Origin of the sequence: Arthrobacter sp. 2MCAF15, from assembly GCF_052115605.1 — a bacterium.
Classification (GTDB): domain Bacteria; phylum Actinomycetota; class Actinomycetes; order Actinomycetales; family Micrococcaceae; genus Arthrobacter.
In genome coordinates, this window is the sequence record NZ_JBFRGZ010000027.1 from 1 (window position 1) to 13,435 (window position 13,435).

A 13,435-nucleotide genomic window follows, 5' to 3' on the forward strand; every position below is an offset into this window, starting at 1 on the left:
CGCCAACGCCGCCAGGCAACCCTCAACGCCTGCCACGCCCGGCACCCTCACCGCTACCGGAACAAACCCACCGCACCAGCCGCCCCGGCCCACGCCGGCATCAACCACAAAACCAACCCGCTGTCACAAACAGCTTGATTCATTCCGAAAGTACGGCGAACCCGCACGCTTCCGGCGACTTCGACGACGGCGGCGACTTCGACGGCGGCCGGCCACCACGGCGGCGGCGGGCGTAATCTCCGCGCAGGGAGGCTAGCCCGGCGTGACGGCACCCTCCACAGCCGTCCGCCTGGAAGGCCGCGGCACCCGCACGGACCGACGGGCGCGCCGGCGGATGACGTACTCGGCCACCGCAAGGTTGATCACCCAGGCCGCCCCCAGGAGCACTGCCCGGGTCGGCTCGTCGGGCGGGCCCACCAGCAGCATCCACGGCAGGCCCGTCAGCGCCTGCGTCCCGGCGGCGACTCCGATCGCGTAGCCTCGGGTCATCCACGCGCCGTGCCGGACAAAGTCGCGGCGCACAATCGCGGCGATTCCCAGGACGATGCTCGCCGCCATCGCCGAGCCGAAGACCAGCCGCAGGACGAAAAGCGCGGGCCCGTCGCCGGGCGGCAGCGGATAAAAGAGGGTCATCCACAACCCGGACAAGGCGGCCAGCAGGCCCGCCGGCGCCAGGATGCGGCCGGCGATGCGGTGCCAGCCGCGGCGGCCCCGCAGCGAGGGGAGGAATTGGAACGCCCCGAGCAGGCTGTAGGTTGTGACGCTGAGAATGTGCGTCACCACGGGCACGGGCGAGGCGAAGAACCGGGCGTTCTGGGCCGTAACTGCGGCGCCGCCGGTCAGTTCCGTCAGCCGCGCCGCGCCCGCGATCACCGGAATGAGGCTGAGCAGGATCAGTCCGGCCGGCACGGGCCACTGGGGGCGGCGGCGGACGCGGGGCACAGGGGCGCTGCTGGCTTGTGTTGTCACGGCGTGGTCCTTGGCTGGAATGGCTGTCGGCGGTAGTGCACGGGCCGAGGTGTACGGCGTACACCTGATGCGGCCACGTTAGGTGTACGGCGTACACTTGTCAATAGGGAACCGTTAGGGAAGGGTGGCCGGATGACCCAGCAAGCGGAGCGCACGCGCCGGATCCCGTTGAGCCGTGACCGCGTCCTGACTGCCGCCGTCGCGCTGGCCGATGAGGTGGGGATCGACGCGCTGAGCATGCGCCGGCTGGCCCAGGAACTCGGCGTCGTGCCAATGGCGCTTTACAAGCACGTGGCCAACAAGGAGGAACTCCTCGACGGCATGGTGGACTCCCTTGTCAGTGAGATCGATCCTCCTGTCCGCGATACCGGCTGGAAGAACGCCGTGCGCCTGCGGGTAATCTCGGCGCGGCGGGCGCTCCTGGCACACCCGTGGGGCCGGCAGGTCCTGGAATCGCGCACGAACAAGACGCCGGCGGTCCTTGGCTACATGGACTCGTTCATCGGAATGTTCCTGGCCGGGGGGTTCTCCGTGGACCTGACCCATCACGTCATGCATGCCCTCGGCAGCCGCATGTGGGGGTTCACCCAGGAGCTGTTCGACGACTCCGCCGGCCAGAGCGTGGACGGGCCGGTGGCATTGGCGCCGGAAGCGCAGGCCGCCATATTCCAGGAGATGGCCGAACGGTATCCGAACATCCTGAAGGTCGCCACCGCCTCCGCGCATAAGGACTCCGTGGTGGGACAAGGGTGCGATGACCAGTTCGAATTCGAGTTCGCGCTCGACCTGCTCCTGGACGGCTTTGAGCGGCTTCACCGGCAGCACTGGACCTCTGCTCCGGAATAGACGTCGACGCCCGCACCGGCCTAAGTGCCGACTACTCTTCCAGGAACCGCAGCAGGTACGGGATGGCGGTCCGCATGGCCCGCAGGTCGCCGCCACTCGCGGCCAGTTCGCCGAGGTAGTCGCCGTGGCTGCCGGGCACGATCATCAGGCGCGCCCCCGGAATACCGCGTGACATCCGCACGGCGTGTTCGGCATTCATGACGTCGCGGTCGGCGCTCAGCACCAGCGTGCGGGCCGTGATGCGGCGCAGGTCATCATCCGCCCAGCCGGGAAAGGTCAGGATCCGTTGGCGGTCGAGCTCGAACATCCGCTCGAGGTGTCCGGGCTCCGGATTCAGCCGGCGGTCCGCGTCCTTGTACACTTCCGGCATCTGATCGAGGGTGGCCGCCGCCATACCCTCCCAGAACTCGTCGGCGACAGCGTCGCGGCTGACGAAGGTGGACGCGGCGATGAGGCACCGCACGGAATCCGGATACTTCATGGCCAGCGCCAGCGCGGTGTGGCCCCCGGCGCTGAAGCCGAGCACATCCACGGACTCCACGTTGAGCTCATCCAGCACGGACTTGACGTCCTCGGCCGAGTTTTCGGCGGTCAGCGGGCGGCCGGTGGCGGCGGTGCGGCCGTGGCCTTCCTCGTCGACGGCGATCACTTGGCGGCTCTCGGCCAGCAGCGCGGGGATGAGGCCGGCAAAGCTGGTCTCAATAGTCGAGCCTCCGCCGGGGATCAGCAGCAGCGGGGGCCGGTCGGCCAGCGCGTGGCCATGGACCTCGTAGTACATGCGGAGGTCGCCGTTCGCCGCGTATCCGTGCGTGAATGCCACAGGGCATGTTACCGCCGCACGGACCGGGCTGAACAGGGCTTCGCGAACGACGGCGGGAGATTCCCGCCGTCGTCCGCTTGCGTCGCTGCTCAGGCGTTGACGGACTCGGCGAGGATCGCGTCCACCTGGCCCAGCGCTTCCCTCATGCCTTCTTCCATGCCCATGGCGAGGATCTTCTCCATCTGTTCCTCCGACTCGAACGTGGACAGGATGGTCATTCGGGTACGGTCGCCGATTGGCTCCAGCGTGACGACGGCGTGACCGGCGCCCATGTCGGCCACGGGATCGCCGTTGTCATCCGCGAAGCCGTCGTCGAACTCCAGGCGGTGCGGCGCGTCAATGGCGGTGAACCGCCACCAGCCGCGGGGTTTCTCCCCCTCTGGCCCCGTCATGAAGTAGCTGGCCGCGCCGCCGGGGACAAACTCGTGCGTCTCGAACGTGGCCGGCCACGTGGGCGGTCCCCACCAGCGTTCGAGCAGTCGCGGGTCTTCCCAGACCTGCCAGACGCGCTCCACGCCGGCGTCGAACTCGGCGACCACGGTGAGGCTCAGCGCCTCAAGATTCTTGACTGAATTGGTAACCGTCATGACGAACCCTTCCCATCCTTCATCTGTGCTGATTGTGCCTTGCTGGCTTGCTTGTTGACTGTTTTCGTATTGACTGATGCTGTTGTGGCCGTCTCGGCGAGGAGGGCGGCGATCCGGTCGGCCCGTTGCCGCCAGATGACTTCGTACTCGTCGAGCAGCCGGCGGGCCCTTTGCAGTCCGTCGTGGTTGGCCCGCACAATCTGCTCCCTCCCCCGCTTCTCCTTGGAGACAAGGGAAGCGCGTTCCAGGACCGCCACGTGCTTCTGGACGGCCGCGAAGCTCATGGCGTAGAGGGCAGCCAGTCCGGAGACCGAGTACTCGCCCACTGTTACCCGCCGCACGATGTCCCGGCGGGTGGTGTCGGCGAAGGCTTGGAACAGGCGGTCAAGTTCTTCGTCGCTGAGCTGGTCTCGGAGCTGATCTACAACCATTTGGTTGTAGGATAGTCCGGCCGCTTCGGGGGCGTCAAGGGGTCGCGTTGCCTCAGGCCGCCGATTTCGCGGGAAACCCGCCAGTTCGCCGGAGGCGTACGGCGAGCCCGCAGGTGTCCGGCGATTTCGCGCGACGCGACCGCCGCACACCCCCCTGAGACCGTCGGGGTGCCCGAAGGGCCCTGACGCTGCGTGGCCTGGAGCCCATGTGCCAACAATGCCGCGAGCGTAGAGTGAGCCCATGAAGCGCGTGGTTATCGACCGCTTCGGCGGCCCCGAGGTCCTGACAGTGGTGGAGGTCGACGATCCACGGCCCGGCCCGGGCGACGTCCGCGTCAGGGTCCTGGCGTCGGGTGTCTCGTTCACCGACTCACAGCTTCGCGCCGGCACGTATCTCGGCGGACCGAAGCCGCCTTTCACGCCCGGCTACGAGCTCGTGGGCATCGTTGATGAGATCGGGCCCGGTTGCTCGCGCGTACGGGTGGGAGACCGCATCGGCGCGCTGACTGTGTGGGGCGCCAACGCCGAGCGCGTCTGCGTGCCGGAGGCATACGCGGTGGAGGTGCCTGACGACCTCGACCCGGCCGAGGTCGTGAGCCTCGTGTTCCCCTACATGACCGCCTACCAGCTGCTTCACCGCACGGCCAAGTCGAAGGCCGGGGAGAGCGTTCTGGTTCACGGCGCGGCCGGCCGGGTGGGCACCGCGATCCTCGAGTTGGGGGCGCTGGCCGGCCTCCGCCTCTACGGGACCGCCGCGGGCCGGGATCGCGCCGCGGTGGAGGAGCTGGGTGCCGTGGCGATCGATTACCAGAACGAGGACTTCCTGGCCCGTGTCCGCGCGCTCACCGTCGACGGCGTGGACATCGCGCTCGACGGAATCGGTGGCCCGCTGTCGCTGCGCTCCTTCCGCGCACTCCGGCCCGGCGGACGGCTCGTCGTGTTCGGCCGCTACGCCACCATCGCGCAGGGGCGCAAGAACTGGCCGGGAGTCATCGCCTGGTACGCCGCGACCGGGACCGTCGCACTCTGGGGCTGGCTGTCGCCCCGCAGAAAGGTGCTGTCCTACCGGATTCAGAAATTGCGCATCCATCACCAGGACTGGTTCCAGGCCGACTTCCTCGCGCTGCTCGAGATGCTCCGCCGCGGCGAGATTCACCCCGTGGTGGCCGAGCGTCTGCCGCTTTCCGAGGTTCGTCGCGCCCACGAGCTGCTGGGGAGCACCGCGACGAAGGGGAAGATCGTGCTCGTACCCTGAGGCCGGCATGGTCCCCGCCGCAGCATTACGAAGCGCAGCCCACCGCCGAGTTCGCCGGAAGCCTGCGAACTCGCCGGAAGCTTACGGCGACCCCGCGGGTTTCCGGCGGCTTCGGGAGTTTCCGGCGGCTTCGCGCGCGGCAGCGATCGGGATAGTTTTAGGGGATGACGGCAAGCTACAGGTACGACGTCGAGGTCCTGCACCTCCTCGTGTCGCCGGCGCACGCCTACTTCGGCCGGGCACGCGATGGCGCCGCGCAAGTACCCACCGCCGACGCGGACCGGGTGGAACTGGTGGCCGGCAAGGGCATCGTCGGCGACCGGTTCTTCGGCAAGGCCGCACACATGGACGCCGCCGTCACCCTTCTCTCGATCGAGGCCCTCGAGGCCCTGGCCGAGGAACTGGGAGCCGGGCCCTTTGACCCGCTTCTGACCCGGCGCAACGTTGTCCTTAGGGGCGCACACCTCGCTCCGCTGCTTGGCCATGACTTCGCGCTCGAGTCGAGGGGGAACGTGGTCCGGCTGCGGGCCGGACGGCCCGCCCATCCCTGCGCCTGGATGGACCGGATGCTGGCCCCGGGCGCGCACGCCGCGATGCGGGGCCGGGGAGGCGTTCGCTGCCAGCCGCTCTCGGACGGCCTTCTCAGTCGCGGGCCGGCCGTGCTGGTCAGCCCCGTTCCCCTGGACCCCACGCAGGCCGGAATTCCCACGCTGCTGCGCCCGTCGCGGCTGCCATAGCGGACACCCGGTGCCGTGGCAGCCGGCCGCGGCCGTATGCCCTATTCCCGTCCTGCGTACTCCCGCCCTATTGCCGCTCAGCGATTGCTTTCACGCTCTTCACCAGGCTGTCCCACATGCCCTTCGAGTGCTCGGCCTCCTCGGCACTGGCGTTGTTGTCCTGTGAGAGTGTGAATTCGGTCGTGCCGGGCCGTTCCTCGAGCGTCCAGGTAAGCGTGTGGTAGTTCTCGGGCGCATCCTCCTGGCCGCTCAGCGGGCTGAAGTGCGTGACAACGAGCCGCCGTCGGGGTTCAAACTCCAGGACGCTGCCTCGGTCCTCGTACGCCTTGCCGTCCCAAACGCCGCGCCACACGATGGGTCCGCCGACCGTCCAGTCGGTCACCACGTCGGCGCCGAACATGAACTCCTTGATGGCCACAGGGTCCGTGAGCACGGACCATACCCGGCCCGCGGGCGCCTCGATGGTGATGGTCGACGTCGCCACATACTTATCAGTCATAGCTTTCCCTTTTCACTCGGAACCGGCTTCACCCGGAATCGGCTTCACTCGGAATCGGTCAGCGCCGGCAGCGCCCGGCACCGAGACTACTCCGCCAGCCGGAGCGGCCGTAAGCCTGTCCCCACCACGGCGCATCCGCCGATCCCCCCGGACGCACGGTCGCTAGGCCGGGTAGATGGCGATGGCCGTGGCCTTGATGACGAAGTAGACGGTCATTCCCGGGGTGAGGCCGAGGTCCGCTGACGCGGCCGGGGTGATGTCCGCGGAGAGGCCGCCGGCATGGACGCGGATCTGGTCGCCGTGCGGTTCAAGGTCCGTGATTGCCACCGCGAATGAGTTCCGCGGGCTGCCGTGCTCTTCGGTGAGGAAGACAGATACTGCCGAGGGCGGAAAGACCGCGACGCCGTCCTGCCCGGGGTCGATGCTGCCGTCCTGGTGGCCCGCGACGACCATCCCTGCCTCGGTGGTGACGCCCGCGGCGCTGACGGTGCCGGCCACAAGGTTCAGCCCGGCCAGGCCGGCGGCGAACCGGCTGCGGGGTCTTTCGAGGACGTCGCGGGTGGGTCCCGCCTCGCTGATCCGGCCGTCCTCGAGGACGATCACCCTGTCGGCCAGCATGAGGGCGTCCAGGATGTCGTGGGTGACGATGATCGCCCGGCGGCCGGCGAGGACCCGTTTGAGCAGCCGGCGGAGCAGCGGGGCCGCGTGAATGTCGAGGGCCGCCATCGGTTCATCGAGCAGCAGCAGGTCCGGGTCGGCGGCGAGGGCGCGCGCCACGGCAACGCGCTGGGCCTGTCCGCCGGAGAGCTGTCCGGGACGCCGTGCGGCGAGGTCCCCGGCGTCGACCTCGGTGAGCCAGTGCATGGCCGTCTCCCGGGCAGTGGCGTTGGACGCACCGGCGCTGCGGGGCCCGAATGCGACATTGTCCAGGGCGCTGAGGTGCGGGAAGAGGAGGGCCTCCTGGGCCAGGAGCGCCGTGCCCCGGGTGTGGGGTGCCCGCCAAATGTTCTTCTCCGCCGCCAGGTCGAAGAGGACCCTGTCCCCGAGCACGGCCCGGCCGGCGTCGGGGCGCAGCAGCCCGGAGATGATCGAGAGCAGTGTCGACTTGCCGGCACCGTTCGGGCCGAGGATGGCGATGGTTTCGGCCGGTCCGAGGCTGAGCGAGACCTCGAAGCCCCGTGCCGCGAGGGTTGCGTCGAGCTGAAAGGTCACTGGAATGCCCCTTCCGGTGCTGCGCCGACGCGCGGGCGCCGGTAGGAGAGTCCGACGACGGCCACCGCCACGGCGACCAGCAGGAGGGACAGCGCGACGGCGGCGTCGGCGTCGGTTTCGCGTTGCAAGTAGATCTCCAGCGGAAGCGTGCGGGTGACGCCTTGCAGGCTGCCGGCGAAGGTCAGGGTGGCACCGAATTCGCCCAGGCTGCGGGCGAAGGACAGGACAGCGCCGGAGGCGAGGCCGGGCAGCACGAGCGGGATGGTGACGCGGCGCAGCACGGTGCTGGGGCGCGCCCCGAGGGTTGCGGCGACGGCCTCGTATTTGTTGCCGGCGGTTCGCAGGGCGCCTTCGAGGCTGACGACAAGGAACGGCATGGCCACGAACGTCTGGGCGAGGATGACGGCGGTGGTGGAGAACGCGATCTGGATGCCGGCCAGTTCGAGGCTCCGGCCCAGGAGACCCTGCCGTCCGAAGGTGTACAGCAGGGCGATGCCTCCCACCACTGGCGGCAGCACCAGGGGCAGCAGGACGAAGGCCCGGAGCAGCCGTTGGCCCGGGAACGGGCTCCGGGCCAGGACGAGTGCCAGGGGCACGCCGAGGACGATGCAGAGGGCGGTGCTGGCCGTGGAGGTGCGCAGGCTCAGGCCCAGGGCAGTGAGCGAGGATTCGGACGTGATCAGCGGGATGAACTGCGGCCAGTTGACCTTGGCCACCATGGCCACCAGCGGCAGCAGGACGAAGAGTGCTCCTGCCGCCGCGATGGCGTAGATCCAAGGCGGGATCCCGGTGTAGCCGGTGCCGCTGCGTGGGTTCATGCCGTCCTTTAGGGGGCGCCGAATCCGGCGTCGCTCAGGACTTGCTTGCCCTCGGCACCAGTGACCGTGGCAATGAAGGCTGCGGCCAGTTCCTTGTTCTTGCTCGTGCCGACGGTGGCGATCGGGTAGGTGTTCACGGCCTGGTCCGACTCGGGGAAGGGGATGCCCTTGACCTTGTCGCCGGCGGTCTTGACGTCCGTGACGTAGACCAGGCCGGCGTCGGCCTCACCGGAGGTGACCTTGCCCAGGACATCGGTGACGGAGGATTCCTCGCTGACCGGTGCCAGGGTGGTACCTGTGGCTTTTTCGACGGTGGCGGTCGCGGCGCCGCAGGGAACCTGGGGTGCGCAGACAACCACCTTAACGCCCGGCTTGGCGAGGTCGGCGAAGGAGCTGATCGACGCCGGGTTGGACGGCGGGACTGCGATCTCCAGGACATTCGTGGCGAAGTTGACCAGGGCGCCGTCGATCAGTTTTGCGTCGGTCAGCTTGGTCATGTTCTTGGTGTCGGCAGAGGCGAAGACGTCCGCCGGGGCACCCTGGGAGATCTGCGTGACCAGGTCCGAGGAACCGGCGAAGTTCAGCGTGATCTTGGTGCCCGGGTTCTTCGCCTCGAAGTCGCTGGCCAGCTTGGTGAAGGTTGACTTCAGGGAGGCCGCGGCGAACACGGTCGCAGTGCCGGACAGTGACGGCGACGCGGAGGCGCTCGCGGCGGCGGGGCTGCTTCCCGTGGCTGCGGGGGTTCCGGAGGCACAGCCGGCGAGGGCTGCAGTCAGGGCGCCGGCGGCGAACAATGCGGTGACGTGCTTGCGGGCGATGATCATATGATGCTCTTTCCGTGGGGCGTTTCGATGATGACGGTGGTGGCTTTGACCACGGCTGTCGCGACGGATCCGAGCTCCAGGCCCAGTTCCCGAACCGCTTCGCTGCTCATCAGGGACACGACGCGGAAGGGCCCGCACTGCAGCTCAACCTGGGCCATGACTTTGTCGGCGGTGATTCCCGTGACGAGGCCGACGAACCGGTTGCGGGCGGAGCGGCCCACCTTGGTGGGGTCCTCGGGAAGGTGGGCCTGGTCGCGGGCGAGGTGCGCAAGTTCCAGGCCATCCACGGCCAGACGGCCGGAGTCATCCTTGACCGGGGTCAGGATCCCGCTCTCGGTCCAGCGCCGGACGGTGTCGTCGCTGACCCCGAGAAAACGTGCTGCTTCTGATACGCGAATTTTCGGCATGACACCATAATCTCCTATTTGCGGAAAATATGGGCCTCCTGATCCGCAAATCAGTAAGAAATCATCGCGTTGTGGATTGTCAGCGTCGCGGAGAGCGCCACCCGGCCTCCAGTGAAGCACCCAGCGGGGCGCCGCATTGCGGCGGCCGGCTGGGACGCTGGAGGCGCTTCGCCTAGGCGAGGACTTTGTCGAGCTTGGTGAACGAGGTGCCCCAGCCCTCGCGCGTCATGTCCAAGAATTCGGCGCTGTCGAATGGTCCTTGCGTGAGATGCAGCCGGGTCCGTCCGCCCAGGTCTTCGAACTCCAGCCGCATCTCGAGCTGGACAACGGTGCCGGCGTCGGGCTCCGCGCGCTGGGTGGCCACCAGGAGCGACGGCGGGTCGAAGACGGAGATCACGGCGTCGATCGGTCCTTCCTTGGCGGCGCCGCCCTCCTCCCAGACCATGACCAGCTGCCACGCGCCTCCGACGCGGGGCTCAACGACAATCCGGTCCCGGGGCGAGTCCACTCCCACGGGGCCGAACCAGGCGGCGAGCTGGTCTGGATCCGTGAAGGCCTTGAAGACCAGCTCGCAGGGAGCATCGAAGTCCCTGGTCATCGAGAGAATGTGGGACTCATGGGTTTTCTGATGGGTGCTCATTGCCTGGCTCCTGATTCTTGGGAACTTGCTGGATTTTTCGCAGATGCGCGTCGAGGCGGCTGAAGCTGGCATCCCAGAAGCGCCGGTACTCTTCCATATATTCGGCAACCTCACGCAGCGGCGCGGCCTCCAACTTCGAGGAGCGCCACTGCGCATTGCGGCTCCGGGTGATCAGGCCCGCGGCCTCCAGGACCTTGAGGTGGCGCGAGATCGCGGGGAGGCTGATCTCGAAGGGCTCGGCCAGCTCATTGACGGTGGCTTCGCCCTCCGCCAGCCGGGCCAGGATGGCCCTGCGGGTGGGGTCGGCGAGCGCCGAGAAGATGAGGCTGAGCCGATCGGTTGACACCGGGATGCTTCCTTCGTATTTAACAATTCTGCTAATTAACTGATGTGTTAAATATGCGCCTGCGTGCGGTCCGGCGTCAAGGGTTTTGTGATTTCTGTTCCCTGCCCGCTCCCTCGATTTCGGCGCCCGTCCGGACCATAATCGGAGCTATCCAGACAACGCTTTGCCGAGAGGAGCCGGCCGTGGCAACCACGATCTTTCGGGCAGGGATGAGATACGCGGCCGCCGCCCTCACGCTGGGCGCCGTCCTGCTGACCACCGGATGCTCCTACGACAATCCGGCGGAAACCGCGAAGATCACACCGGCGACCAACGGGATCAACACCGTAGTCGGTTCGATAAAGCTGGCGGACATGCTCATCCTCTCCCACGCAGCGGACCAGCCCGGGCGGATCATCGGAACGGTGTTCAACGCCTCCTCAAAGGACGCTACCGTCACCATTTCGGGCGCCTCAGGGGCTCCGGTATCGATTCCGGTCAAGGCCAACGGCCATACCTCCCTGGCCCAACCACCGGCCATGACGCTGGACCCCTCGGGCGGAGCCCCCGGCTCCATGGTCACGGTGCGTGTGAGCGAAGACGCCACGGGCACGTCGGCCGATGTACAACTTCCGGTCCTGAACGCGACGCTGCCCGAATACGAGTCCTACATGCCCGCGGCGCCCGCATCCGGCACCCCCTCCCCCACGCAATCCGGGAGCACGGCTTCGGCGGGCACGGCTGGCCCCAGCCCCAGCCCAACCACCACCAGCCCAACCACCGCCAGCCCCTCCCCCAGCCCCACTCCGTAGTCCCGGCGAACGCCGGGACCGCTAGGGAAGAACGGTTCCGGCGTGCGCCGGGGACCGCTAGGGAAGAGCGGCGACGACGTCGATCTCGACCAGGAAGTCACCCAGGAACGATCCCACGGTGGTTCGCGCCGGATAGGGGGTTTCGACGAACCCTGCGTAGATGGCGTTGAACCCGGCGAAGTCCCGGCCCGGGTGGTTCAGGTGCACGGTGGCCTTGACCACGTTGGAGAAGTCCAGGCCGTGCGCGCCGAGGACGGCGGCCAGATTCTTCATGGTTTGTTCGGTCTGCTCTTCGATGGTGGTGCCGACGGTTTCGCCGGTGGCGGGATCGTGCGGGGTTTGGCCGGCAGTGTAGAGGAAGCCGTTGGCGGCGATGGCTTGGGAATAGGGGCCCGCCGGGCTGGGCGCGAGGTCGGTGCTGATCTGCTGTCGCGACATGGGGTTCTGTCCTTTCATGCGGGCGGCCTGCTGGCCGGCCCGAGTGGGTGATGGCAAGTTGGTGATGCTCGGTTGCCGGTGGTCGGTTGCTGGTGGTTCTAGAGAACCTTTGACAGGAAGGCCTGGGTGCGTTCGTGCTGCGGGTTGTCCAGGACCTCGGCCGGGTGCCCGCTTTCAACTACGACTCCCTGGTCCATGAAGACCACCTGGTCGCTGACCTGGCGGGCGAACGCGAGTTCGTGGGTGACCACCACCATGGTCATTCCCGCCTCGGCCAGGGACTTCATGACGTCCAGCACCTCTCCTACCAGCTCCGGGTCCAACGCCGACGTGGGCTCATCGAAGAGCATGAGCTTGGGTTTCATGGCCAGCGCCCGGGCAATGGCAATCCGCTGTTGCTGCCCGCCGGAGAGCTCCTGGGGATAGGAGTGCCCCCGGTTGCCGAGTCCGACGCGTTCCAGCAGGGCCTGTGCCTCGGCTGTGACTTCGTTTCGGGGACGGCCGAGGACATGGACGGGCGCTTCGACGATGTTCTCCAGCACCGTCATGTGCGGGAACAGGTTGAAGCGTTGGAAGACCATGCCTGCGGTCAGCCGTGACCGCGCCGTCTGCCGTTCCTTCATTTCGTAGAGGCGTCCGTTGCGCTCGGCGTAGCCGACCATCTGTTCGTCCACGTACAGGCGTCCGGCGTCGACCTTTTCCAGGTGGTTGATGCACCGCAGGAACGTCGTCTTTCCGGAACCGGACGGGCCGATCAGGCAGGTCACCGAGCCGCGTTCGATCCTCAAATCGATGCCCTTGAGGATTTCGGTCGAGCCGAAGCTCTTGCGGACTCCCTTGGCTTCCACCATGGCGGTGTTCATGATGCTGTCCTTGTCGTTGAACTTGTCTTTGAACGGGTCTTTGACCGGCGTGCCCGTCGCGGCGCTGCGTCGAAGCCGCGCCCGTAGCGCCGTTCAAGTTTGGTTTGGAAGAAGCTCAGGACGGTAGTCATGAGCAGGTACCAGAGGCTGGCGACGATGAGCAGCGGGATGGTCTGGTAGTTGTTGGAGTAGATGATCTGGGCCGAGTACAGCAGGTCCGAGATCGCCAGCACGCTGACCAGGGCCGTGCCCTTGAGCATGGAGATGACCTGGTTGCCGGTGGGCGGAAGGACCACGCGCATCGCTTGGGGAAGGATGACCCGGCGCATGAGCTGGCTGCCGTTCATGCCCAGTGCCCGGGCGGCGTCGTACTGGCCCTTGTCCACCGATCCGATGCCGCCACGGATAATCTCGGCCATGTATGCGGCCTCGTTCAGGGACAGCCCCAGCAGCGCGGCGCCCAGCGGGGTGATGAGCGCATTGGCCGATCCCAGGACCAGCGAGGGGCCGCCGAGCGGAAGGCCGAAGGCGATCACCGGATACAAGGCGGCAATGTTGTACCAAAAGATCAGCTGCACCAGCAGGGGCGTGCCCCGGAAGAACCAGATGTAGCCCCGGCTGATGGTGTTCACGATCGGGTTGGCCGAGAGCCGCATGACCGCCAGGACCGTGCCCAGGGCGACGCCGACACTCATGGACACCACGGTCAGGAGGATGGTCAGCCCGGCCCCGGCGATGACCTGCGGGGCGAAGAGATAGGAGACGACGACGTCCCAGTGGTACCGCTGGTTCACCGCCACGTCCCACACGGCGCTGAGTGCGACCAGGATGAGAACGACGGCGGTCGCCAGCCGTAGCGGGTGCCTGAGCGGCACCACGGGGATGGAGTCCGGCGACGCCGGCGTGTCCTGGCGGGTGGCGGGGAGGGCGTGTTGTTGCTGCATGGTAGTCA

The 13,435-nt window shown here is 67.6% G+C and carries 18 protein-coding genes; 4 read left to right on the forward strand and 14 right to left on the reverse strand.

The window, feature by feature from the left end; genetic code table 11:
- Nucleotides 1-252: 252 nt before the first annotated feature.
- Nucleotides 253-969, reverse strand: a complete 717-nt coding sequence (locus tag AB4089_RS21075) for a DUF2306 domain-containing protein (protein ID WP_441411225.1) — start codon at nucleotides 967-969, stop codon at nucleotides 253-255.
- Nucleotides 970-1,101: 132 nt separating this feature from the next.
- On the opposite strand from AB4089_RS21075, the gene AB4089_RS21080 reads away from it, so the two are divergent.
- Entirely contained in the window at nucleotides 1,102-1,815 is a 714-nt protein-coding gene (locus AB4089_RS21080; RefSeq protein WP_441411226.1) for a TetR/AcrR family transcriptional regulator, read from the forward strand.
- A gap of 31 nt (nucleotides 1,816-1,846) precedes the next feature.
- On the opposite strand, the gene AB4089_RS21085 is transcribed toward AB4089_RS21080, so the two are convergent.
- The 3 genes from AB4089_RS21085 to AB4089_RS21095 form a co-directional block, all read right to left on the reverse strand.
- A complete protein-coding gene (locus AB4089_RS21085) occupies nucleotides 1,847-2,635 on the reverse strand; it encodes an alpha/beta fold hydrolase (protein ID WP_441411227.1) in 789 nt (262 codons plus the stop codon).
- Nucleotides 2,636-2,724: 89 nt separating this feature from the next.
- Nucleotides 2,725-3,222 (reverse strand): SRPBCC family protein, encoded by a 498-nt coding sequence (locus tag AB4089_RS21090; RefSeq protein ID WP_441411228.1) that lies wholly within the window; start codon nucleotides 3,220-3,222, stop codon nucleotides 2,725-2,727.
- Nucleotides 3,219-3,653 (reverse strand): ArsR/SmtB family transcription factor, encoded by a 435-nt coding sequence (locus AB4089_RS21095; RefSeq protein WP_441411229.1) that lies wholly within the window; start codon nucleotides 3,651-3,653, stop codon nucleotides 3,219-3,221. The genes AB4089_RS21090 and AB4089_RS21095 overlap by 4 nt, the downstream gene beginning before the upstream one ends.
- A gap of 241 nt (nucleotides 3,654-3,894) precedes the next feature.
- Between AB4089_RS21095 and AB4089_RS21100 the strand changes: the two genes are divergently transcribed.
- Nucleotides 3,895-4,908, forward strand: a complete 1,014-nt coding sequence (locus tag AB4089_RS21100) for a medium chain dehydrogenase/reductase family protein (RefSeq protein WP_441411230.1) — start codon at nucleotides 3,895-3,897, stop codon at nucleotides 4,906-4,908.
- Nucleotides 4,909-5,072: 164 nt separating this feature from the next.
- Nucleotides 5,073-5,645, forward strand: coding sequence for an MOSC domain-containing protein (locus AB4089_RS21105; protein WP_441411231.1), 573 nt, complete (start codon nucleotides 5,073-5,075; stop codon nucleotides 5,643-5,645).
- 67 nt (nucleotides 5,646-5,712) lie between these two features.
- Here AB4089_RS21105 and AB4089_RS21110 read toward each other — a convergent pair whose 3' ends face one another.
- The 7 genes from AB4089_RS21110 to AB4089_RS21140 all read right to left on the reverse strand — a co-directional run bounded on the left by AB4089_RS21110 (nucleotide 5,713) and on the right by AB4089_RS21140 (nucleotide 10,391).
- Nucleotides 5,713-6,144, reverse strand: coding sequence for an SRPBCC domain-containing protein (locus AB4089_RS21110; RefSeq protein ID WP_441411232.1), 432 nt, complete (start codon nucleotides 6,142-6,144; stop codon nucleotides 5,713-5,715).
- Nucleotides 6,145-6,306: 162 nt separating this feature from the next.
- Entirely contained in the window at nucleotides 6,307-7,356 is a 1,050-nt protein-coding gene (locus tag AB4089_RS21115; RefSeq protein WP_441411233.1) for a sulfate/molybdate ABC transporter ATP-binding protein, read from the reverse strand.
- The gene (locus AB4089_RS21120) at nucleotides 7,353-8,174 is read right to left on the reverse strand and encodes an ABC transporter permease (protein ID WP_441411234.1); all 822 of its coding nucleotides are present in this window, start codon (nucleotides 8,172-8,174) and stop codon (nucleotides 7,353-7,355) included. The genes AB4089_RS21115 and AB4089_RS21120 overlap by 4 nt, the downstream gene beginning before the upstream one ends.
- Before the next feature lie 8 nt (nucleotides 8,175-8,182).
- Nucleotides 8,183-8,998 carry a molybdate ABC transporter substrate-binding protein gene (modA, locus tag AB4089_RS21125; RefSeq protein WP_441411235.1) on the reverse strand — a complete coding sequence of 272 codons (816 nt, stop codon included), beginning with the start codon at nucleotides 8,996-8,998 and terminating at the stop codon, nucleotides 8,183-8,185.
- Nucleotides 8,995-9,405: a TOBE domain-containing protein gene (locus tag AB4089_RS21130; RefSeq protein ID WP_441411236.1), complete on the reverse strand. Its 411-nt coding sequence runs from the start codon at nucleotides 9,403-9,405 to the stop codon at nucleotides 8,995-8,997. The genes modA and AB4089_RS21130 overlap by 4 nt, the downstream gene beginning before the upstream one ends.
- A 172-nt stretch (nucleotides 9,406-9,577) precedes the next feature.
- Nucleotides 9,578-10,045, reverse strand: coding sequence for an SRPBCC family protein (locus AB4089_RS21135; RefSeq protein WP_441411237.1), 468 nt, complete (start codon nucleotides 10,043-10,045; stop codon nucleotides 9,578-9,580).
- Nucleotides 10,020-10,391, reverse strand: a complete 372-nt coding sequence (locus AB4089_RS21140) for an ArsR/SmtB family transcription factor (protein ID WP_441411238.1) — start codon at nucleotides 10,389-10,391, stop codon at nucleotides 10,020-10,022. Before AB4089_RS21140 ends, AB4089_RS21135 begins: the two co-directional genes overlap by 26 nt.
- 182 nt (nucleotides 10,392-10,573) lie before the next feature.
- Between AB4089_RS21140 and AB4089_RS21145 the strand changes: the two genes are divergently transcribed.
- Nucleotides 10,574-11,182, forward strand: a complete 609-nt coding sequence (locus tag AB4089_RS21145) for a hypothetical protein (protein ID WP_441411239.1) — start codon at nucleotides 10,574-10,576, stop codon at nucleotides 11,180-11,182.
- A gap of 57 nt (nucleotides 11,183-11,239) precedes the next feature.
- Here AB4089_RS21145 and AB4089_RS21150 read toward each other — a convergent pair whose 3' ends face one another.
- From AB4089_RS21150 to AB4089_RS21160, 3 genes are all read right to left on the reverse strand, one after another.
- On the reverse strand, nucleotides 11,240-11,620 hold the full coding sequence (locus AB4089_RS21150) for a RidA family protein (RefSeq protein ID WP_441411240.1): 381 nt from the start codon (nucleotides 11,618-11,620) through the stop codon (nucleotides 11,240-11,242).
- Nucleotides 11,621-11,718: 98 nt separating this feature from the next.
- Nucleotides 11,719-12,483: an amino acid ABC transporter ATP-binding protein gene (locus AB4089_RS21155; RefSeq protein ID WP_441411241.1), complete on the reverse strand. Its 765-nt coding sequence runs from the start codon at nucleotides 12,481-12,483 to the stop codon at nucleotides 11,719-11,721.
- The gene (locus AB4089_RS21160) at nucleotides 12,480-13,427 is read right to left on the reverse strand and encodes an amino acid ABC transporter permease (RefSeq protein ID WP_441411242.1); all 948 of its coding nucleotides are present in this window, start codon (nucleotides 13,425-13,427) and stop codon (nucleotides 12,480-12,482) included. The genes AB4089_RS21155 and AB4089_RS21160 overlap by 4 nt, the downstream gene beginning before the upstream one ends.
- Nucleotides 13,428-13,435: the final 8 nt, after the last annotated feature.